This is a genomic window from Microlunatus spumicola (assembly GCF_039536445.1).
GTDB lineage: Bacteria > Actinomycetota > Actinomycetes > Propionibacteriales > Propionibacteriaceae > Microlunatus > Microlunatus spumicola.
On record NZ_BAAAYR010000002.1, the window covers coordinates 369,450 to 390,189 of the forward strand.

21 protein-coding genes are annotated in these 20,740 nt (G+C 71.2%); 9 read left to right on the forward strand and 12 right to left on the reverse strand.

The window, feature by feature from the left end; all coding sequences use genetic code 11:
- Positions 1 to 42: 42 nt before the first annotated feature.
- The 7 genes from ABD665_RS10685 to ABD665_RS10715 all read right to left on the reverse strand — a co-directional run bounded on the left by ABD665_RS10685 (position 43) and on the right by ABD665_RS10715 (position 6,537).
- Positions 43 to 891 (reverse strand): alpha/beta hydrolase fold domain-containing protein, encoded by an 849-nt coding sequence (locus ABD665_RS10685; protein WP_204910675.1) that lies wholly within the window; start codon positions 889 to 891, stop codon positions 43 to 45.
- Positions 891 to 2,558 carry an MFS transporter gene (locus ABD665_RS10690; RefSeq protein WP_204910674.1) on the reverse strand — a complete coding sequence of 556 codons (1,668 nt, stop codon included), beginning with the start codon at positions 2,556 to 2,558 and terminating at the stop codon, positions 891 to 893. The genes ABD665_RS10685 and ABD665_RS10690 overlap by 1 nt, the downstream gene beginning before the upstream one ends.
- 33 nt (positions 2,559 to 2,591) lie before the next feature.
- On the reverse strand, positions 2,592 to 2,828 hold the full coding sequence (locus ABD665_RS10695; protein WP_204910673.1) for a hypothetical protein: 237 nt from the start codon (positions 2,826 to 2,828) through the stop codon (positions 2,592 to 2,594).
- Positions 2,825 to 3,247 (reverse strand): VOC family protein, encoded by a 423-nt coding sequence (locus ABD665_RS10700; protein WP_204910672.1) that lies wholly within the window; start codon positions 3,245 to 3,247, stop codon positions 2,825 to 2,827. Before ABD665_RS10700 ends, ABD665_RS10695 begins: the two co-directional genes overlap by 4 nt.
- A gap of 329 nt (positions 3,248 to 3,576) precedes the next feature.
- Positions 3,577 to 4,665 carry a phosphogluconate dehydrogenase (NAD(+)-dependent, decarboxylating) gene (gene gnd, locus ABD665_RS10705; RefSeq protein WP_204910671.1) on the reverse strand — a complete coding sequence of 363 codons (1,089 nt, stop codon included), beginning with the start codon at positions 4,663 to 4,665 and terminating at the stop codon, positions 3,577 to 3,579.
- 192 nt (positions 4,666 to 4,857) lie between these two features.
- Positions 4,858 to 6,018: a DNA polymerase III subunit beta gene (gene dnaN / locus ABD665_RS10710; protein ID WP_204910670.1), complete on the reverse strand. Its 1,161-nt coding sequence runs from the start codon at positions 6,016 to 6,018 to the stop codon at positions 4,858 to 4,860.
- Positions 6,019 to 6,144: 126 nt separating this feature from the next.
- Positions 6,145 to 6,537, reverse strand: a complete 393-nt coding sequence (locus ABD665_RS10715) for a hypothetical protein (RefSeq protein ID WP_204910669.1) — start codon at positions 6,535 to 6,537, stop codon at positions 6,145 to 6,147.
- A 504-nt stretch (positions 6,538 to 7,041) separates the two neighbouring features.
- Between ABD665_RS10715 and ppk2 the strand changes: the two genes are divergently transcribed.
- Positions 7,042 to 7,944: a polyphosphate kinase 2 gene (gene ppk2, locus ABD665_RS10720; protein ID WP_425562142.1), complete on the forward strand. Its 903-nt coding sequence runs from the start codon at positions 7,042 to 7,044 to the stop codon at positions 7,942 to 7,944.
- A 692-nt stretch (positions 7,945 to 8,636) separates the two neighbouring features.
- Here the strand turns inward: ppk2 and dnaA are convergent.
- Positions 8,637 to 10,202 carry a chromosomal replication initiator protein DnaA gene (dnaA, locus tag ABD665_RS10725; RefSeq protein ID WP_204910668.1) on the reverse strand — a complete coding sequence of 522 codons (1,566 nt, stop codon included), beginning with the start codon at positions 10,200 to 10,202 and terminating at the stop codon, positions 8,637 to 8,639.
- A 471-nt stretch (positions 10,203 to 10,673) separates the two neighbouring features.
- On the opposite strand from dnaA, the gene rpmH reads away from it, so the two are divergent.
- The 8 genes from rpmH (at position 10,674) to ABD665_RS10765 (ending at position 17,126) form a co-directional block, all read left to right on the forward strand.
- Complete coding sequence (gene rpmH / locus ABD665_RS10730; RefSeq protein WP_204910667.1) at positions 10,674 to 10,811, forward strand: 50S ribosomal protein L34; 138 nt, start codon at positions 10,674 to 10,676, stop codon at positions 10,809 to 10,811.
- A gap of 19 nt (positions 10,812 to 10,830) precedes the next feature.
- Positions 10,831 to 11,193 (forward strand): ribonuclease P protein component, encoded by a 363-nt coding sequence (gene rnpA, locus ABD665_RS10735; RefSeq protein ID WP_204910666.1) that lies wholly within the window; start codon positions 10,831 to 10,833, stop codon positions 11,191 to 11,193.
- Positions 11,190 to 11,552: a membrane protein insertion efficiency factor YidD gene (gene yidD / locus ABD665_RS10740; protein ID WP_204910665.1), complete on the forward strand. Its 363-nt coding sequence runs from the start codon at positions 11,190 to 11,192 to the stop codon at positions 11,550 to 11,552. Before rnpA ends, yidD begins: the two co-directional genes overlap by 4 nt.
- Positions 11,552 to 12,589, forward strand: a complete 1,038-nt coding sequence (gene yidC, locus ABD665_RS10745; RefSeq protein WP_204910664.1) for a membrane protein insertase YidC — start codon at positions 11,552 to 11,554, stop codon at positions 12,587 to 12,589. Before yidD ends, yidC begins: the two co-directional genes overlap by 1 nt.
- 190 nt (positions 12,590 to 12,779) lie before the next feature.
- Positions 12,780 to 13,379 (forward strand): Jag family protein, encoded by a 600-nt coding sequence (locus ABD665_RS10750; protein WP_425562156.1) that lies wholly within the window; start codon positions 12,780 to 12,782, stop codon positions 13,377 to 13,379.
- Positions 13,380 to 13,389: 10 nt separating this feature from the next.
- A complete protein-coding gene (gene rsmG / locus ABD665_RS10755; protein WP_204910662.1) occupies positions 13,390 to 14,019 on the forward strand; it encodes a 16S rRNA (guanine(527)-N(7))-methyltransferase RsmG in 630 nt (209 codons plus the stop codon).
- Between the two features lie 1,269 nt (positions 14,020 to 15,288).
- Positions 15,289 to 16,203, forward strand: a complete 915-nt coding sequence (locus tag ABD665_RS10760; protein WP_204913726.1) for a ParA family protein — start codon at positions 15,289 to 15,291, stop codon at positions 16,201 to 16,203.
- Positions 16,200 to 17,126 carry a ParB/RepB/Spo0J family partition protein gene (locus ABD665_RS10765; protein WP_204910661.1) on the forward strand — a complete coding sequence of 309 codons (927 nt, stop codon included), beginning with the start codon at positions 16,200 to 16,202 and terminating at the stop codon, positions 17,124 to 17,126. The genes ABD665_RS10760 and ABD665_RS10765 overlap by 4 nt, the downstream gene beginning before the upstream one ends.
- A 61-nt stretch (positions 17,127 to 17,187) precedes the next feature.
- Here the strand turns inward: ABD665_RS10765 and ABD665_RS10770 are convergent, their stop codons facing one another.
- From ABD665_RS10770 to ABD665_RS10785, 4 genes are read right to left on the reverse strand one after another with little or no spacing between them, the layout of a single operon-like run.
- A complete protein-coding gene (locus ABD665_RS10770) occupies positions 17,188 to 17,544 on the reverse strand; it encodes a DUF3817 domain-containing protein (RefSeq protein ID WP_204910660.1) in 357 nt (118 codons plus the stop codon).
- A 35-nt stretch (positions 17,545 to 17,579) separates the two neighbouring features.
- Positions 17,580 to 18,317, reverse strand: coding sequence for an SURF1 family cytochrome oxidase biogenesis protein (locus ABD665_RS10775; protein WP_204910659.1), 738 nt, complete (start codon positions 18,315 to 18,317; stop codon positions 17,580 to 17,582).
- A 16-nt stretch (positions 18,318 to 18,333) separates the two neighbouring features.
- Entirely contained in the window at positions 18,334 to 19,350 is a 1,017-nt protein-coding gene (locus ABD665_RS10780; protein ID WP_204910658.1) for a D-alanine--D-alanine ligase, read from the reverse strand.
- Positions 19,347 to 20,690, reverse strand: a complete 1,344-nt coding sequence (locus ABD665_RS10785) for an aminotransferase-like domain-containing protein (RefSeq protein ID WP_344742274.1) — start codon at positions 20,688 to 20,690, stop codon at positions 19,347 to 19,349. The genes ABD665_RS10780 and ABD665_RS10785 overlap by 4 nt, the downstream gene beginning before the upstream one ends.
- Positions 20,691 to 20,740 lie beyond the last annotated feature (50 nt).

A 20,740-nucleotide genomic window follows, 5' to 3' on the forward strand; every position in this document is an offset into this window, starting at 1 on the left:
CACAGGCTGGTCGAGCGGGACGGGTTCGCGCGCGGGTGACGCTCAGAGCACCTGGCGGAGGAACTCCAGGGAACCGCCGATGGCCTGGGCGGTGTAGCCCTCGGCGTGGTGGTGGCCGGGGACGAGCTGGAGGGTGCACGCGACGCCCGCGTCGGCGTACGCGCGCTGGAGGGCCATGGCGTCCTCGACGGGGACGAACTCGTCGAGCGAGTTGGCGAGGTAGGCGGGCCCGGTGGTGCTGACCACGTGCCGGTTCGTCGAGGCGGCGGGCAGGAGGGAGCGGTCGCCGCCGACCTCCTGCAGGATCGTCCAGCGGAGGAAGGGCACGTCGGGACCGGTCTGGTCGATGTTCGCGCTCTGCAGGGCGTCGAGGTCCTGGGTGGTCGGGGCCGAGGCGGTCGCGTCCGTGCTCTCGATGATGTGCTGCAGGTCGAACATCCCCGACCAGCTGACCGCGGGGCGACCGGTGGCGATGGCCGCCTCGATGACGAGGTTGCCGCCGGCGGAGCCGCCGAAGAAGGCGACCCGCGCCCGGTCGAAGGCGTAGCCGGAGGCGAGCGCCCAGGTGGCGGCGGCCAGGACGTCGTCGCGGCTGGCGGGGAACGTGTGGGCGGGTGCCTCGCGGTAGTCGGGCACGAAGACGAGGTAGCCCGCGCGGGCCAGCGTGGACGCGAGCGGCGGCTCCTTGGCCTTGTCGCCGCGGAACCACCCGCCGCCGTGGACGAGCACGACCGCGGCCCGCGCGTCGTCGACCGGGCCGGGCGGGGAGTAGACGTCGAGAAGCAGCGTCACCCCTCCGACCTCCCCGTACGTCACGTCGCGCTCGACCGCGACGTCGGTCGGGGACGGGTCGGCAGCTGGAGCGGGAGCGGGAGCGGGAGCGTTCGACATCAGGTGTCCTTCCTGGAGGGGACCGGGGGACCGGCGGGCTGACCGGGGTCGGTCGGCACGTCGTGCGCCGCCGGCCGTCGTCCGGCGTCGTCCGCGGCGAAGTAGTGCCGCTCGGCGGGGTCACCGGTGCGGTAGCCGAGGACGGCGGCACGGACGTCCCGGTCGCGGCCGGTGAGGCGTTCGGTCTGCTGGCGGCGGTACTCGCTCCACGACGGGACGACGAACGACTCGAGCTGCACGTCCTGGTCCTCGCCGCTGCGGTACAGGCTCCAGCGGGTCGCGCCGGTGCGCCGCCGTGAGGCCTCGACCCGGCGCATGGCCGAGCGGAACGCAGCGAGCGCGGCGGTGTCCACGGCGTACGTGACCTGGACGAGCACCGGTCCGTCGGCCGGGTCGGGCTCGAAGACGAGGTTCGGGGTGGCCCACGTCGTCGTGATGCTGCGGTCGATCGTGCCGGTGCCGTGGAGCAGGGGGAGCACCCGGACGCTCGCGGCGACCAGCACCAGCAGCACCCCGGCCGCGAGGAGCGCGACCGACGTCCCGAACGTCTCGGCGGCGAGGCCCCAGGCGAACGACCCGACCGCCATCGTGCCCATGAAGACGAGGATGTAGATCGACGCGCCGCGGGAGCGGACCCACTGCGGGAGCGTGAGCTGCAGGGCCGCGTTCAGCACCGTCAGGGTGCCGATCCACGCGACGCCGGTGACCACGAAGAGGACCAGTGCCGCCGGCAGCGGCAGCACGGCCGCAGCGACCATCCCGAGGGCGAACAGGAGAGCGCTGGCCGCGATCACGGTGTTGTCGGAGAACCGTCGCCGCACCACGGGGAGCACCACGACGCCCAGCACCGCACCCAGACCGACGGCGCCCAGGAGGAGGCCGTACCCGCTCGAGCTGAGGTGGAGCCGCTTCGCGGTCACCGGGAGCAGCGCCCACAGGGCGCTCGCCGGGAGCGCGAACAACGCGGAGCGGAGCAGGATCCGACGCACCAGCCCGGCGGACGCGACGTACCGCACGCCGGCCCGCAGCGCCGCCGTGAAGAGCTCGCGGTCGTCGAGCCCCGCCTGCGGCGGGCGCTTCCACCACAGCAGCGCGACGACGGCGCCGACGAAGCTGAGCGCGTTGATCGCGAAGACCACCGGGACCCCGGTCACGCTGAGCAGGACGCCGGCCAGGGCCGGGCCGACGGCGCGCGCACCGTTCACCGTCACCCCGCCCAGGGCCGAGGACGCGCCGATCAGCGACCGCGGGACGAGCTCGGGCTGGACCGCCTGCCACGCGGGCGAGGTCAGGGTCGAGGTGATCCCGAGCAGGAACGTGAAGCCGAGGATCGTCCACGGCGTGAGGTCGTTCAGCGCCGCGACCACGGTCAGCACGGCGGCGATCGCCGCGCTGGCCGCCGAACCCACGATCAGGAGCCGGCGCCGGTCGAGCGAGTCGGCGAGCACGCCCGCGGGGAGCGAGAAGAGCATCGCGGGCGCCAGGCTCGCGGTCTGCACGAGGGCGATGACCGTCGGCCCGGCCGCCGCCTCGACCAGGAACCACTGCGCGCCGACCGTCTGCATCCAGCTGCCGATGTTGCTGCCGAGCTGGGCGAACCACAGCACCCGGAACGCCGTGATGGCCATCGGCGCCCACGCCGAGACCTTCGACGGTTGCTCGCTCATGCGTCCGCCTGGCCGGTCATCGGTGAACGCCGGTCACGGGAGCGATCCACCGGCGATCCAGCGACGCAGCAGGTCGACGGAGGACGCGGGCCACGCGCCGTCGCAGGGCATCGTCCCGGCGCTGAGCCGGGCGAGGATCGCGTCCCGGTGGTCGAGGACGTCCTCGTACCGCCAGAGGTCGAAGGCCTTGAGCATGCTGTTCCGGTCGAGCTCGCGGAAGAGCGGCCGGATCGACGTGGCGTAGCCGACGGGCAGGGCGGGCTCGGTCATCGGTGGTCCTGGTGGTCGGCGTGCGACGACGCGGGAGCACCGGGACCCGTGGGAGCGGCCTGCCGGATCCCGATGAGGTTGCCGAACGGGTCGAGGAGCTGGCAGAGCCGTTCCCCGGTCATGATCGTCTTGGGCCCACGGTGGGCGACCGCGCCGTGCGCCACCCACTCCTCGGTCAGGCGGTCGACGTCGGTGACGTCCCAGTACGCGACGCAGCCCCCCGGCCCGCCGTCGTTGAAGTCGTCGATCGTGTGCACCGTGAGGCGGCTGCCGCCGAGGTCGAACCGGGCGAGCTGACGCGCCGTGAGCGTCGGCGCGACCCCCAGACGGTCGGTGTACCAGGCGGTCGCCGCACCGAGCTCGGGGACGAAGCAGAACACGTCGACGACGTGCTGGAAGGGACTCGCAGACTCGGGCACGTCACCAGCCAACAGGGCAGGACCCGTGCGCGCCTCCGACGATTGACGCAACCTCGCCGAACAACGGTGGTGCGGCAGACCGCCTACCGCACCCGGGCAGTTCGCCGAAACCTGAAGCGGCAGGCCGGCGCGAAAGACCACCGCGAGAGCCGCTACCCGAAGGCGGGCGCTCGGACCACGGCCCCGAGCGTGGACGGGCCTGGCGGGAGCCCGGGCGCTGCGCCTTCACACCCGGGGCAGAGACGGAGACGGCGCCCGGGCGGATGGTTGTGAGGGGCCGTGGTCCGAGCGCCCACCGGCGCAACACACGACCCCTGACGAGAAGAGACCTAAGCGGTGTCGGACTGACCCGAGTTCTTCCCGCCGGCCTGGTCGGCGTTCTCGCCACCGGCCTCGAGGGAGTCGCCGGCCGGGAGCTCGTGGTGGCCGCCGAACTGCTGGCGCATCGCGGAGAGGACCTGGTTGGCGAACTTGTCGTTGTCGCGGGAGGCGAAGCGCTCGAAGAGCGAGGCGGCCAGCACCGGGACGGGGACGCCGACGTCGATGGCGGCCTTGACGGTCCAGCGGCCCTCGCCCGAGTCGGAGACGCGGCCTGCGAGGCCGTCGAGCTGCGGGTTGGCCTGCAGCGCGGCGGCGGTGAGGTCGAGCAGCCAGGAGGAGATGACCGACCCGCGGCGCCAGAGCTCGGCGACCTTGGCCGTGTCGATGTCGAACTGGTAGAACTCCGGCTCCTCCAGCGGCGCGATCTCCGCGGAGTGCTCGGCCTGCTTCTCGCCGGCGTCGGCGTTGTGCAGGATGTTCAGGCCCTCGGCGTACGCGGCCATGATCCCGTACTCGATGCCGTTGTGGACCATCTTGACGAAGTGGCCGGCGCCGGACTTCCCGCAGTGGAGGTAGCCCTGCTCCTCCTGCGCGAGGTCGCCGCTGCGCCCGGGGGTGCGGTCGATCTCGCCCGGTCCCGGGGCGATGGTCTTCAGCACCGGGTCGATGTACGAGACCGCCTCGTCGGGGCCGCCGACCATGAGGCAGTAGCCGCGCTCGAGGCCGAACACGCCACCGCTGGTGCCGATGTCGACGTAGTGGATGCCCTGCTCGCGCAGCTTGGCCGCGCGGCGGACGTCGTCGTGGTAGTTCGAGTTGCCGCCGTCGATGATGATGTCGCCCTCGTCGAGCAACGGCGCGATCTGGTCGACGATCCTGCCCGTGATGCCGGCGGGGATCATCACCCACACGGCGCGCGGGGTGCTCAGCTTGCCGACGAACTCCTCCATCGAGCCGGAGCCGACCGCGCCCTCGCCCGCCAGCTCGGTCACCGAATCCGGGTTGACGTCGTACACGACGCACTCGTGCCCGTCGCGCATCAGGCGGCGGACGATGTTCGCGCCCATCCGGCCCAGGCCGACCATTCCCAGCTGCATGACAAGACTCCTTCGCCGACGACTTCGCGGATCAACCTAGCGGTGACGAGCCGCGCCCCGCGGTTCGGGTCTTGCCGCGGAAACGCCCCCTGAGCCTGTCGAAGGGCCTCGCAGAGGTCGGCTCAGCGCGGTGGCCGACCACTTCGTGGCCCTTCGACGAGCTCAGGGGGCGTTCCTGGAGGGTGAACGAGATCAGGACGGCAGGCGCATGAGCATGATCACGTGCCGGTAGTCGGTCAGCGCCTCGCCGTCGAGGGCGGGGACGCCGGTCAGCTGGCACGGCTTGCTCGGCGCGGTGAAGGCGAAGTTCACGTACGGGGTGTCGAAGGCCCCCAGCGCGTCGAGCAGGTAGCTCGGGTTGAATCCGGCCGCGGTGACGGCGAGCTCGCCGCCGTCGGGCTGGTCGACGACGGCCTCGATGGCCTCGGACGCCTGGGCCTGGTCGCCGGTCGCGGCCTCGAGGGTGATCGAGCCGTCGGCGATGAGCATCCGCAGCGAGGTGTTCCGCTCGGCGACGAGCGCCACGCGCTTGGCGGCGGAGATGACCTCGGCGGTGCTGACGCGGACGTTGAGCACGGCCGCGGTGTTCATGATGTGGCGGACCTTGGGGAACTCGCCGTCCAGGAGGCGCGTCGTGGTCTGGCGCTCCCCCGCCGCTCCGTGGCCCTCGAAGCCGATGATCCCGTCCCCGGAACCCGCGCTGGCCAGGCTGAGCGTGACCTCCTCGCCGGCGGTCATCGAGCGGGAGGTGTCGTTGAGGACCTTGGCGGGCACGAGCGCCGTGGCCGAGAGCTGCGGCGATCCCGGGTTCCAGGTGAGCTCCTTGAGCGCCATCCGGTAGCGGTCGGTCGCGAGCAGCGAGATCGTGTCGCCCTCGATCTCGACGCGGACGCCGGTGAAGACCGGCAGCAGCTCGTCACGGCCGGCGGCGACGACGACCTGCGCGACGGCCTGGGCGAAGACCGTGCTCGGCACGGTCCCGCTCGACTCGGGCATGGAGGGCAGCGTCGGGTAGTCGGCGACCGGGAGCGTCTGCAGCGTGAAGCGGGCGCTGCCGCAGACCAGCTCCATCCGGCTGTCGTCGCTCGTGATGTCGACCGGCTTGGCCGGGAGGCTCTTGGAGATGTCCGACAGCAGCCGGCCCGAGATCAGGGCCTGGCCCTCGTCGGCGACCGCGGCCTTGACGCTGATCTGCGCCGAGGTCTCGTAGTCGAAGCTGGAGAACGTCACGCCGTCGGCGTCGGCCCGCACGAGCAGGCCCGCGAGGATCGGGACGCTCGGCCGGACGGGCAGGCTGCGGGCCGCCCACTGCACGGCCTCGGCCAGCACGTCGCGCTCGAGCCTGATCTTCACGCGTCCTCCTCGACAGACTGCTCTGACCACCAGCAGCAGGCGCGACCGGGTCGTGAGCACGCAGAGCATAGCGAGGACGCGCACCCACGGCCGACCCGCGACCGGACGGACCCGGCCGGACGAGCGTCAGGCCTTCTCGCCGGGGCGCAGCTGCCGGAGCTCCTCGGCGGCCGCGAGCACCTCGTCCTGCAGCGGGCCGAGCACCTCGAGCCCCTCCGGCGCCGCCCCGGTGTAGACCGGCCGCACCTCGAAGACCAGGTCGAGCACGCCCTCGCGGGTCGGCGTCCCCCGGCGCATCACCGAGCAGTCGCCGGCCAGCCGGCTGTACTCGTTCACCCGGCCGCGCCACCCCGGGTTGTCGACGCTCTGCACCTCGCGCATCGTGCGGGACAGCGCGTCGAGCGCCTGCTCGAGGCGGAGCAGCTGGGGCCGCCGGGCCTCGACGTCGAGGGCGATGACCGTCTCCTCGCCGTCGTCGTCGTCGGACCCACGTCGGAACAGCTTGTCGAACAGACCCACCGGTCGATCTCCGCTTCTGGTTCGTCGAGACCCCGCTGTGCACAGCGCGAGGACCTTCTGACTCAGACTCATCTTTTCCTATCTCTCTCTTCATCGTCTTCGTAGGTGCTGTGCGCACTGTGGAGAACTACACGTCCGCGCTGGTCAGCCCGGCGATCGGCCTCGGGAGCCAGGTGTGGAAGACGTGGAACTACACGGGAAGGATTTGCGGACACGCTGCACGGCCCGAAGAGCTGTTCACGTGCCGTCCCCGGCGAAAGTCCTGGCATCCACATCTGTCCACACCGTTGTCCCCAGGTGTGGGTCGTGCGTCACCGGATCGTGACCGGGCGACCGGTAACGCTCCCGGAGCCCTCTCCGGGGGTCCTGGAGCCACCCTGGCGGCGGTGTCACCCGCTGTTCATCCAGGCGTCGCCCGACCCCACCCCGAGGGGGCCGACACTGGCCCTCGAGAGCGGCGCGACGCACCCGTGTGCGACGGCCGCGGCAGGGAAGGAGCAGGACGTGACGATCATCCGCGAAGGTTTCCGGGAGTACCTCGACGACCTCATCTCGTCGGGCTACACCGTCCGGCACGACGAGCACGGGTCGGACCCGGACCTCATCGGGCCCGACGGGGACCCGATCGAGAGCTGGCGCGAGGGCTACCCGTACGCCGAGCGCATGGAGCGCGACACCTACGAGGAGCAGAAGTACCAGCTGCAGATCGAGCTGCTGAAGTTCCAGTACTGGATCGGCGAGACCGGCCAGAAGCACGTGATCCTCTTCGAGGGCCGCGACGCCGCCGGCAAGGGCGGCACGATCAAGCGGTTCATGGAGCACCTGAACCCGCGCTCCGCCCGCGTCGTCGCGCTGACCAAGCCGACGACCACCGAGCTCGGCCAGTGGTTCTTCCAGCGCTACGTGACCCACCTGCCCACCGCCGGCGACCTCGTGCTCTTCGACCGCTCCTGGTACAACCGCGCCGGCGTCGAGCGCGTGATGGGCTTCTGCACGCCGACCGAGTACGAGCTGTTCCTGCGCCACGCCCCGCTGTTCGAGGAGATGCTGGCCGAGAGCGGCGTGCACCTGACCAAGTTCTGGTTCTCGGTGACTCGTCAGGAGCAGCGGACCCGCTTCGCGATCCGCCAGGTCGACCCCGTACGCCGCTGGAAGCTCTCCCCCATGGACATCGAGTCCCTGGACCGCTGGGAGGCCTACACGGAGGCCAAGGAGGCCATGCTGGCCGCCACGGACACCGACGACGCCCCCTGGACGACGATCAAGAGCAACGACAAGAAGGCCGCCCGCATCAACGCGATGCGCTTCTTCCTGAACCAGTTCGACTACGACGGCAAGGACGCGTCCGTCGTCTTCCCCGCCGACCCCCTGCTGGTCAAGCGCGGGCGCGACACGATCGGCGACTAGCTCTTGGTTTCTGCCGCGGCCTGCTGTGGTCGCGGCTGGTGCCGGGCGGCACCGGGGCACGGCGCCTCGCAACCATCCGCCCGGGCGCGTGATTTCTGCTCCTCTTGCGTGGGTACGCGCGCCCGGGCTCCCGCCAGACCCATCCACGCGAGGCGCCGTGCCCCGGACGCCGCCCTTCACCGTCACTGTCCGGTGACCGCGTCGCTGCGCTGGTCGCAGATGGTGACGCGCCCGGCTCTCCGCAGCGGGCCGCGGGTTGCCCGAGGTCGGGCTTTGCCGCCTGGCGCCGGTTCAGTGCACTCGTGACTGGTGCGGGCGGCTCCGCCAGACGCCCCCTGAGCCTGTCGAAGGGCCTCGAAGAGGTTGGCTCTACGTACGGCGTTCAGACGCCGACCACTTCGTGGCCCTTCGACAAGCTCAGGGGGCGTACACCCGAGGCGTAGGGGCATTGGCTGCGGCAGCGCACGGACGCGAGCCGAACCGATGCCTCAACCGAACGAGGTAGAGCCGGCCGGAAGGCGACGTGAAGGAGGGGCTCAGGACCACGGCGCTGAGCGTGGACGGGTCTGGCGGGAGCCCGGGCGCTGCGTAGCGAGGGTCGAGCGGGTTGGTGACGGCGCCCGGGCGGATGGTTGCGAAGCGCCGTGGTCCCTGAGCCCCGACGGAGACCCAGGAGCCCGAGGCAGAGCGAACTACCTCTGTGAGGCCTGCTGTTTGATCCGGTTCGTCAGCTCCGTCACCTGGTTGAAGGTGCTGCGCTTCTCGCCCATCTGCGTACGGATCTTGCGGTCGGCGTGCATGACGGTGGTGTGGTCGCGGCCGCCGAACTGCTGGCCGATCTTGGGCAGCGACAGGTCCGTGAGCTCGCGGCAGAGGTACATCGCGATCTGGCGGGCGTTGACGAGCTGCTGGGTGCGGCTGCCGCCGCAGAGGTCGTCGATGGTGATGTCGAAGTACGACGCCGTCTGGGCCATGATCATGCTGCTGGTGATCTGGGCCTCGCCGCCCTCGGGGATCAGGTCCTTGAGGACGATCTCGGCCAGGCTCAGGTCGACCTGCTGCCGGTTGAGGCTGGCGAAGGCGGTGACGCGGATCAGGGCGCCCTCGAGCTCACGGATGTTGGTCTGGATCCGCGTCGCGATGAACTCCAGCACGTCGGGGCCGGCGACGAGGCGCTCCTGGGCGGCCTTCTTGCGCAGGATGGCGATCCGGGTCTCGAGGTCGGGCGCCTGGACGTCGGTGATCAGGCCCCAGCCGAACCGGCTGCGCAGGCGCGGCTCGAGGTTCTCCAGCAGCTTCGGCGGCCGGTCGGAGGTCATCACGATCTGCTTCTCGGCGTTGTGCAGCGTGTTGAAGGTGTGGAAGAACTCCTCCTGCGTCTGCTCCTTGCCCTCCAGGAACTGGATGTCGTCGATCAGCAGGACGTCGACGTCGCGGTAGCGCTGGCGGAACTCGGCGCCCTTGTTCTGGCTGATCGAGTTGATGAAGTCGTTCGTCAGCTCCTCGGTCGAGACGTAACGGACCCGCGTGGTCTCGAAGTAGCTGCGGACGTAGTGCCCGAGCGCGTGCAGCAGGTGGGTCTTGCCCAGCCCGGAGTCGCCGTAGATGGTCAGCGGGTTGTACGACTTGCCCGGGTTCTCCGCGACCGCGATGGCGGCGGCGTGGGCGAAGCGGTTCGACGGGCCGATGACGAAGGTCTCGAAGGTGTACTTCGGGTTCAGGCGGGCGCCGATGTCCTTGCGCGGCCCGCGGAACCCGTTCGTCGTGTGCGTGTTGTCGGCCCGGGCGCTCTCCTGCGCCGCGGTGACGCCGGTCCGTACGGGAGGCGCGGTCTCGTCGGGCTCGTCGAGGTCCTCGTCGGCGTCGCGCGTACGGGACGGGTCGAGCGGGGCGCGCTCGTCGGCCGGGGCGCCACCGCGCGAGGCCTCGTCGCGGGACGCCTCCTGATCGAGCTCGATGGCCGACGGCGAGGGGTTGAGGCTGTCGTCGACGGTGACCATGATCTTCATCGGCCGGCCGTAGACGCCGGCCAGCGTGCCCTCGACGTGGGTGCGGAAGCGCACCTCGAGCAGGTTCCGGGCGAAGTTGCTCGGCACCGCGATGATCATCACGTCGTCGTGCACGTTCAGGGGTTTGGCGTTGTCCAGCCACCGGCGCAGCTCGGGCGAGGCCTGCAGCACCACCTGGTCGAACGCCGCCGTCGCTGGCGGTGCGCTGCTGTCGACGACGTCGCTCACCCGGTCTCCGTGCCTCTCCATCGACTCCACCCGAGGACGCACGACACCCGTGGAGGGGGTCGACGCCATCCGACGGACAGTCTGCTCAGTGTCTGTCGGTCAGTCTCGCTCCACAGTGTTGTCCACAACCTGTGCATGGGTGCACCGAGATCTCCCGGGGGCACCGGGACAGGGGTGGGGACGTACCGCGGAGCAACCCCCGAAGCCCGTGGCACGACGTGAAGTGAAGGCGAGGCGCGACGCTAGCAACCCGAAACTCTGCGATGCAAGCCTGCAGGACAACCAATGTCCGATCGTCCGGCGTGTCGGCTGGACAGGGCGGGGGAGAATGGCCGGACGGGCCGACGCACCGGTTTGACGCGTTTGGGGCCCACCCGTACCGTTGGGAAGTCGCTGTGAGCAGCGGCACTCCCGATCCTGTCCCTGAGCTTCGCGCCCAGCGGCGGGGGCGGACCGACCGACCACGATCTCGAACACCTGGGGAGTACTCCCGTGAGCAAGCGCACCTTCCAGCCGAGCAACCGGCGTCGCAGCCGTACCCACGGCTTCCGGCTCCGGATGCGGACCCGCGCCGGGCGCGCGATCCTGTCCGCCCGCCGCGAAAAGGGCCGCGCCAAGCTCTCCGCCTGAGCGCACCTCTCCACACCCGGTGCTTCCTCGAGCGGCGCGCCTGCACGAGTCGGCCGACTTCCGGCGTGTGACCCGGTCTGGGGTCCGCGCCGGACGACCGACGCTGGTGGTGCACGCCGCGAGGGGCACGGGGTCGCAGAGCCGGGTCGGCTTCGTCGTCTCCAAGGCCGTCGGCGGTGCCGTCGTCCGCAACCGGGTGAAGCGCCGTCTGCGCCACCTGGTGGCGCAGGAGCTGGCCGCTTCGTCGTCCGCGCAGGACGTGGTCGTCCGGGCGCTGCCCGGGTCGGCGACCACGCCGTCGCGGCTCGAGGCGGACCTGACGTCGGCCTGGGCCCAGGCGAAGCACCGGCTCTCCCCTGGTCCGTCCCCGGTGTCGTCGTGAAGCACGTGCTGATCGCGCTGCTCAAGGCCTACCGTCTTGTGGTGAGCCCGCTCTACGGCAACGTCTGCCGCTACTACCCGAGCTGCTCCGCGTACGCGCTGCGGGCCGTCGAGGTCCACGGTGCCGTCAAGGGCAGCTGGTTGGCCGGTCGCCGGCTGCTCCGCTGCCACCCCTGGACCCCCGGGGGCTTCGACCCCGTCCCGGGGACGCCGGAGTGGCGCGAGGAGCAGGCGCTGCTCGCAGCCCAGGCTGACGACGGGCACGCCGACCACGACCACTCCCCCCTCGACCCGCACGCGCGGGCTCCCCGGAGGGCCTACCCTTCCGACCACTCGCCAGTCCTGCAGAGGGTGACCTGATGCTCAGCCCGTTGTTGACCTCCTTGTCGATCTGGGACCCCTTCGTCTCCATCGGCAGCACGATCATCCAGCCGCTCTACTGGGTCGTCTCCGGGATCCTGGTCCTGTTCCACTCGCTGTGGTCGCCGGTCTTCGGCGAAGGCAACGGCTGGACCTGGGCCCTCTCGATCGTCTCCCTGACCGTCGTCATCCGCGTCGCGCTGATCCCGCTGTTCGTCAAGCAGATCAAGTCGTCGCGGTCGATGCAGCTGCTGCAGCCCAAGGTCCGCGAGCTGCAGAAGAAGTACGGTCACGACCGCGAGAAGCTCGGCGCGGAGACCATGAAGCTCTACAAGGAGAACAACGCCAACCCGTTGGCCTCCTGCCTCCCGCTGCTGATCCAGATGCCGATCTTCCTGGCGCTGTTCCGCGTGCTCGACGGCGCGGCGCGGAACATCCCGCGCGGCCACTGGCTGCGGATCCACCCCGAGCTGCTCGACTCGCTCAACGGGTCCACGATCTTCGGTGCCCGCATCTCCGACACCTTCACCAAGGTCGGTTTCGCGAACGGCATCACGAGCGTCCACCTGCTGACGCTCGGCCTGATCATCGCCATGACGGTGACGCTGTTCATCACGCAGCTGCAGCTGATGCGCAAGAACATGCCGATGGAGGCCCTCGAGGGTCCGTTCGCGCAGCAGCAGAAGATCATGCTGTACGTCTTCCCGCTGATCTTCGCCGTGGGTGGCATCAACTTCCCGGTCGGCGTCCTCATCTACTGGTTCACCTCGAACCTGTGGACGATGGGCCAGCAGTTCTACGTCATCCGCCGCAACCCGGCGCCCGGCACCCCCGCCTTCGCGGCGTGGGAGGAGCGGCGCCAGCGTCACGAGAGCCACCGGCACGTCGCCGAGCCGGCCGTCGAGACGGGGCGTGGTGGCGTGGCCGTCGCCGAGTCGAGCCGGAACGGGGGCAGCCACGCGGCCGCACCGGCCGCTCCGCCGCGCGTCGTGCGTCAGCAGCCGCGCAAGCAGGCCAGGTCCCAGCGCCGCCCCTGACCCCAGAACCCACCGGCCCCGCTCGACGTGACCCGCGTCGCGGAGCCGGACCAGACCGGGCCGCACCGTACGCGGTTCCGGAGTGCGCCACGGGCCTGGCCCGTGGAGGAAAGGTTGTCCCATGAGCGAGTCCCCGTACAGCGAGCCCGACACGTCCCGTGAGCCCGAGCAGGTCGGGGGCGACGAGGCCGTGGAGGTCACCGCGCCGGAGAGCACGGTCGTCGAGGACGGGGACAGCGCCGTGACCGACGACCTCAGCCTCGCCGCCGGCGACGCGACCTCCACCGACGCGTCGGACGACGCGGACGAGGACGAGGACGACGAGGACGGCCCGGAGAACCCGCTGGAGACCGAGGCCGAGGTGGCCGCGGACTACCTCGAGGAGCTCCTCGACATCGCCGACCTCGACGGGGACATCGACACCTTCATCGAGGGCGACCGCGCGCACGTCTCGATCGTCAGCGAGTCCCAGGTCCTCGTGGGCCCGGACGGCTCCGTGCTCGACGCGCTCCAGGAGCTCACCCGGCTCGCCGTGATGACCGAGACCGGCAACCGCAGCCGGCTGATGCTCGACGTCGCCGGCTACCGCGACACCCGTCGTCAGCAGCTGCTCGAGGTCGCCTCGGGCGCGGTCGAGCGGGTCCGCAGCGGGGGCGAGCGCGTCTCGCTCGAGCCGATGAACCCCTTCGAGCGCAAGATCGTGCACGACGCTGTCGCGGCCGCCGGTCTCGTGAGCGAGTCCGAGGGCGAGGAGCCGCGGCGCCACGTCGTGGTGCTCCCGGCGTCCTGACGTCCTGAGCATGAGCGAGCCGGTCACACCGCCCCGACCCGACGTGGTCGAGGCGGTGTTCCCGTCTGCGGCCGACCTCGCGGTCCGGTACGTCGACCTGCTGGCCACGACCGGCGTCGAGTGGGGCCTCATCGGCCCCCGCGAGATCGACCGGCTCTGGGAGCGGCACGTGTTCAACAGTGCCGCCGTCGCCGACCTCGTCCCCTCCGACACCCGCGTCGTCGACGTCGGCAGCGGCGCGGGGCTGCCCGGGATCCCGTTGGCGCTCCGACGTCCTGACCTGCACGTCACCCTCCTGGAGCCGCTGCTCCGCCGCGCGACCTTCTTGACCCAGGCCGTGGAGTCGCTCGGCCTCACCGGCCGCGTCGACGTCGTCCGCGCCCGGGCCGAGGACCACCGCGAGACGTACGACGTCGTCACCTCCCGTGCCCTCGCTCCCCTCCCCCGCCTCCTTGGCTGGTGCCTGCCTCTCACCCGCCACGACGGCGCCGTGCTCGCCCTCAAGGGCCGCTCCGCCCAGGACGAGCTCGACGAGAGCAACCGCGACCTCGTACGCCAGCGCCTCGCCGCCGAGGTCATCAGCGTCCGCGCTTACGCCGCCGCCGACCCCACCACGGTCGTCCGCATCCGTCGCGTCTGACGTAACTTGCCGGTGGCAAGATGGCGGTCACTTCGATGCCGATGGGTTGGCACCGCTGTCCCGCCTGCCTCAGGTCTTTCACGTTTACGTGAAAGACCGTTGCTCACCACGGCAGATCTGCCGTGCAGAACATCAGACTTCTGCGGTCAGTCCATTGGCGCGGTTCCCGGATATGACGGGCGTATAGAGCTGGTTCGCCTACGCCGAGCTGGTGATCGCCGTGAGTCTCCTCCGGCACCGCGAGATAGCTGTTCCACTCCTGCGGACCGTACGACACTGGTCGGCGTGACGCTTCCCCTCGGCACATCGCCAGCCTTGCTCGACGCGGCTCAGCGGGCGGAGGCCGTGCCGGCGATCAGCGCGTCGCTCTTCACCCCGGCGGCTTCTGCGTCACTCTGTCGGAGTTTCACGTAAACGTGAGAGTCTCGTGAAAGGTGGGGTTTCGGCATAGACGCAGATGGTCCATCGGATCGGATCCAGATGTCCGCTTGGCGGCGATCTGGAGCCGTGTGTGGCACGTCGGGCTCTCACTCGTGCGTCGCCGGCACTCCTGTAGGAATGACTGACCTGCTCGTCGCGTGAAGAGCTGTGCGGTGACCTCGGTGCCTAGCTCGATCCCTCTGCCCCGCTTGGCAGCTGGTCCGGGATCTCTGCTGTCAGTCGACCAGAAGGGTGCCGAGTCGTTCGTCGACGGATGGCGCACGCCGCGCGCGGTAGGCCTCGGCCGTCACTTCTGAAGCGTTCAGCTCACAAATCCACTCGTCGTTACGCCCCGGGGTCGACTGCGGGGTCGCCCAGCGGAGGGTCGGTATTGGCTTCGTTGGTCCGAGTCGTCTCTCCGTCCGCGTGGGTCCGCAACGGGCTGGTGCCGAGCACATAGCGTGAGGCGTTCTACGGAGAGCGAGGCACATGAGTATCGGGACGGGCCCAGAGGTCGTCGTCGAGGTTGCGCCAGGTCTGGGGTGGCCACGCCGGGATGACGCGCACCCGGGAGTTGGTTGGCCCGATGTTCCACGTGAAACCATCGGTTGGCCGACCGATCCTGCGGTCGTCGGACCCTCCCCCGATGCGCCAGAGCCGTCGGCACCTCCGGCTGAGCCGCCGGTGACGCCGGTGCCGGTTCAGCCGGCTCCGGAGGAGCCGATCAGTCCTGCGGAGCCGGTCGAGGCCGAGCCCGAGCCTGAGTCTCAGCCAGCCGGGCCTGAGGTCGGCATCGCACCGGAGAAGGACGTGCTGGCTCCGCCCGAGACCGAGCCTGCGTCGGCGCCGGTGATCCCCCGGGGCGCCGGTCCTCGGCGGGCTCGCTTCGACGAGGACGAGCTGACGATCCGCGTCGAGGTGCCCGACGACCTCGACGTTCCACGTGAAACACCGAGCCGGGTCCTGCCCCTGCCGACCCACCGCCGGACGTTCGTCATCGCCAATCAGAAGGGCGGGGTGGGCAAGACGACCACCGCCGTGAACCTGGCGACGGCGCTCGCCCTCGGCGGCCTCAAGGTCCTGGTCGTCGACCTCGACCCGCAGGGCAACGCCTCGACCGCCCTCGGGATCGACCACGGTCCCGGGGTGGCGGGGACGTACGAGGTGCTCATCCGTGGCGACCAGATCGCCGATCACGTCGTCCAGTCCCCCGAGGCCGACGGCCTGAGCGTCCTGCCGGCGACCATCGACCTGGCGGGCGCCGAGATCGAGCTGGTGAGCGTCGTCGCCCGTGAACGTCGGCTGATCCGGGCGCTCGACAAGCACGTGGCCGAGCACCCTGTGGACTACGTCCTGCTCGACTGTCCCCCGTCACTCGGTCTGCTCACGCTGAATGCGCTCGTCGCGGCCACCGAGATCCTCATCCCGATCCAGTGCGAGTACTACGCGCTCGAGGGCGTCTCCCAGCTCGTTCGCACCATCGACCTGGTCAAGGGCGAGCTGAACGACAAGCTCCAGCTCTCGACCGTCCTACTGACCATGTTCGACGGTCGTACGCGGCTGTCGGCCCAGGTCGCCGACGAGGTGCGCTCGCACTTCCCCACCGAGACGCTGTCGGTGGCGATCCCCCGCTCGGTGCGCATCTCGGAGGCGCCCAGCTACGGGCAGTCCGTCCTGACCTACCACCCGGACTCCGTCGGAGCCGTGTCCTACCTGAAGGCGGCCGAGGAGATCGCCCGCCGCGGAGCCGGGGAGGCCTCATGACCGTCAGCACCGAGCGTCGAGGACTGGGCCGCGGCCTGGGCGAGCTCTTCCAGCGCACCGATCTGCCGCCGACCGCTGCGCCGACCGCGGACGCACCCGCGCCAGCCCCTGAACCTCTCGTCCCCGTGCCCTCGGGCTCGTCGTACGCGGACCTGCCGCTCGAGTCCATCGTGCCGAACCCCCGCCAGCCGCGGACCGTCTTCGACGGCGACGCCCTGGACGAGCTGGTCGACTCGATCCGTGAGGTCGGACTGCTCCAGCCGGTCGTCGTCCGCCCGTTGGGGGACGACACCTACGAGCTGGTGATGGGGGAGCGCCGCTGGCGGGCGTCCCAGCTCGCGGAGACCGGGACGATCCCGGCGATCGTGCGGCCGACCGAGGACCACGACCTGCTGCGGGACGCGCTGCTGGAGAACCTGCACCGCGCCCAGCTGAACCCCCTCGAGGAGGCGGCCGCCTACCAGCAGCTGCTCGAGGATTTCGGGTGCACGCAGGACGAGCTGGCGACCCGGATCAAGCGGTCACGGCCGCAGATCTCGAACACCATCCGGCTGCTCCGCCTGCCCCCGACGGTCCAGCGCCGGGTCGCCGCCGGCGTGCTGAGCGCGGGCCACGCGCGGGCTCTGCTCGGCCTGCCCGACCCGCTGGGTCAGGAGCGGCTGGCGCAGCGCGTCGTCGCGGAGGGGCTGTCGGTCCGCGCGACCGAAGAGCTGGTGACGCTGGGGGAGCGGGAGCAGCCGAGCGCACCGGCTACCCGGGGCCCCCGTGAACCCTCGGAACGCGCCCGCGTCTTCGCCGAGACGCTGACCGACCGGCTCGACACCCGCGTACGGGTGGACGCCGGGCGGCGCCGGGGTCGGATCGTCATCGAGTTCGCCTCGGAGGAAGACCTGGAGCGGATCGCCTCGATCCTCGGAGGCTGACGAAAGAGCATAGTCAGACTATGCAGTATCGGCCCGGACGAGAGGTCCGGGCCGGGTGGCGTCAGGCCTGCGGGTCGGCGATGACCGCTTCCGGCTCGGTGGGGTGCTCGGCGTTCCAGGCCAGCTTGGCCTTGACGTCCTTCGTGGCCGAGTGCTCGGCGATGAAGGTCACGAAGGGCACGGTGCCGGCCAGGGCGATGGCGAGCAGGCGCCAGATGCTCCAGCGCGCGCGACGACCGAGGTCGATCGCCGTGATGATGAGGATCATGTAGAGCCAGCCGTGGGCGACACCGGTGACGTTCACGACGCTGTCGTTGTGCCAGATGTACTTGAGCGGCAGCCCGACGCAGACGAGCACGATGAGCAGGACACCCACCACGTAGGCCATCACCCGGTAGCGGATCAACGCGTTGCGCATGCTCGGAGCCTACGTCGGCCCCGGAGGGGCACCCCTCAGATGTACGCCTCGAGGTCGCGCTCCTCGAGCCGGCCAATGTCGCGGGCCACGCGGATGCTCATCCCGAGCGCGAAGGCCGCGAACACCCACCACTGCAGGGCGTACGCACCGTTGCGCAGGCGCCCCTGGGCCTCGGGCAGCTCGACGGCGACGGGGGACAGGCCCTCGCTGGCGGCGGCGTCGGGGTCGAGCGTCACGAACCCGTTCACCAGGGGGCTCGGCCAGGTCTGGGCCAGCGTGGGGAGGCGGACCGAGGCGATCTGGCCGTCCGGCAGGGACGCCGTGGAGTCGGAGAGCTCCTCCGACGGCAGCAGCACCCCTGTACGCGCGACCTCGCCCGTGGGCGGCAGGGGGTTGCCCGGCGTCGTCTCGAGGCCGCGGACCACGGCGACCACACTGCCGTCGCCCTGCCGGAGTCCCGTCAGCACGCGGTACCCGCCGTCGCCGGGCACGAGGACCTGCAGCGTGGGGTCGTACGTGCCGGAGAAGGTGACCCGCCGCCCGTAGCCGTCCGCGACCGCTCCGCCCACGGGGGCGACGGTGGTGAGCGCGACGGGCGGGGCCGACGCCCGCTCCACGGCGGCCTGGTTGCCCTGGCGTTGGTAGACGTCGAGCTGCCAGATCCCGAGCACGACCATGGCCGCCGCGAGGAACACCCCGAGGGCGACCACGCCGGTCTGCTTGAGCCAGGTGCGCGACGGGGCGAGGGCCGGCCCCTCGACGGGCGCACTCATGCGGGTTCCGTCGGGATCACACCGCAGCGGCGGCCGCAGCCGGACGCCCACCGCGGGCCGCCGCGACCGCGACGAGGTCGGCGCACATCTTGCCCAGGCTCCAGCCCGCCGCCTCGCTGGCCAGCGGGACGGCGGAGGTCTCGGTCATGCCGGGGGAGACGTTCACCTCGAGGAACACGGGCTCGCCGTCGCGGATGATGAGGTCGGTGCGGGAGAGGTCCCGCAGCCCGAGCTCGGCGTGCACCCGCAGGGCGACGTCGGCGCAGCGCTGGGCGACCTCGGGCGGCAGCTCGGCCGGGCAGAGGAACCGGGTCGTCCCCGCCGTGTACCTGGCGGTGTAGTCGTACACCCCTGAGTCGGGCCGGATCTCGACGGCGGGCAGGGCCGCGGGGCCGTGACCGCGGTCGACCACGGCGACGGTGACCTCGGTGCCCTCGACGAAGGACTCGACGACCGCCACCGGCCCGTAGGCGTACGCCCCGACCATCGCGGCCGGCAGCTCGGCGGGCGAGGACACCTTCGAGCAGCCGAGGGCCGAGCCGCCGCGGGACGGCTTCACCATCATCGGGAAGCCGATCTGGTCACCCAGGGCGGCGACGAGGGCCTGGGCCCCGAGCTCGCGGAAGATCTCGTGGGGGAGGGCGACCTGGGTGGGCGTCGTCAGACCGGCCTCGGCCACCACGGTGGTGGCGATCGACTTGTCGAAGGCGACGCGGCAGGCGGCGCCCACGCTGCCCACGAACGGCACCCCGAGCAGGGCGAGCACCTCCCGGAGCGCGCCGTCCTCGCCGGCCTCGCCGTGCAGGACCGGGAAGACCACCGCACCGGCCGCGTCAGCGAGCCGGGGGACCAGCGTCGAGTCGACGTCGGCCTCGAGGACGTCGAGCCCGCGGGACCGCAGGGCCTGCGCCACCCGGCGACCGGAGCGCAGGGAGACGTCCCGCTCGTGCGAGAGGCCGCCGGCCAGCACCAGCACCAGGTCGGGCTGGGGGAGGTCGATCGGCTCGACGGGGACGCTGAAGTCGGTGGTCATGCCTGGTTCGTCCCCGGGGCGTTGTGGCTGGGCAGCTCCGGGCGCCGCGGGGCGCTCACCTGGGTGCCGAAGGTCGACATCAGCTCGGTCTCGTGCGCGAGCACCTCGCCGAGGCGGCGGGTCCCCTCGCGGATCCGCTCGGGCGTCGGGAAGCAGTAGGACAGGCGCAGGTGGCGGCTGCCGAACCCGTCCGCGTAGAAGGCGGTGCCCGGCACGTACGCGACCCGGGCGGTGACCGCGCGCGGCAGCATCGCCTGGGAGTCGAGCCCGGGCGGCAGGGTCACCCAGACGTAGAAGCCGCCCGCGGGCACGGTCCAGGTCACGCCCTCGGGCATGTCGGCGGCGAGGCCGGCGAGCATCGCGTCGCGGCGCTCCCGGTACATCTCCGCGAACACCTTGATCTGGCCCTGCCAGTCGTGCTGGCGCAGGTAGGCGGTGATGGCGAACTGGCTGAACGTCGGCGGGCACAGCGTGGCCGACTCCTGCGCGAGGACGAGCTTCTCGCGGACGGCGTGCGGCGCGAGCACCCAGCCGATCCGGAAGCCCGGCGCGAAGGTCTTGGAGAAGGTCCCGAGGTAGACCACGCGGTCGTCGCTCAGCGAGCGGATCGCCGGGATCGGGTCGGCGTCGAAGCCGAGCAGCCCGTACGGGTTGTCCTCGATGACCAGCAGGTCGGTCTCCTCGGCGACGGCGAGGATCGCCTCGCGCCGCTCGAGCGACTGGGTGACGCCGGCCGGGTTGTGGAAGCTCGGGATCGTGTAGACGAACTTGACCTTGCGGCCCTCGGCCCGGAGCGCGAGCACCGCCTCGCGGAGCGCCTCCGGCACCAGGCCCTGCTCGTCCATGGCCACGTGGGCCACGTCGCACTGGAAGGAGCGGAACACTCCGAGCGCGCCGACGTAGCTGGGCGCCTCGCACAGCACCACGTCGCCCGGGTCGCAGAAGATGCGGGTGACCAGATCGAGTGCCTGCTGGGAGCCCACGGTCACGGTCACGTCGTCGGGGTGCGCGGAGATCCCCTCCAGGCGCATCACCTCGCAGATGGCCTCGCGGATCTCCTGCTCGCCCTGCCCGGAGCCGTACTGCATGGCCTGCAGCCCACGGCCGAGGACGAGGTCCTGCAGCGTCGAGCCGACCACGTCGAGCGGGAGGTCGGCGATGTTGGGCATCCCGCCGGCCAGGGAGACGACCTCGGGACGGTTGGCCACGGCGAACAGGGCGCGGATGGCCGAGGCCGTCATGCCGTGCGTACGGGCGGCGTACCGGTCGACGTAGCTGTCGAGCCGGGTGTCCTGGCGCCGCAGCAGTGGCGCGCGGTCCGGTTCGGGCGGGCTCTCCACCCCCCAAGGGTGCCTCATCGCTCCCAGCGGCGCACGCCCCCGCGCACGGG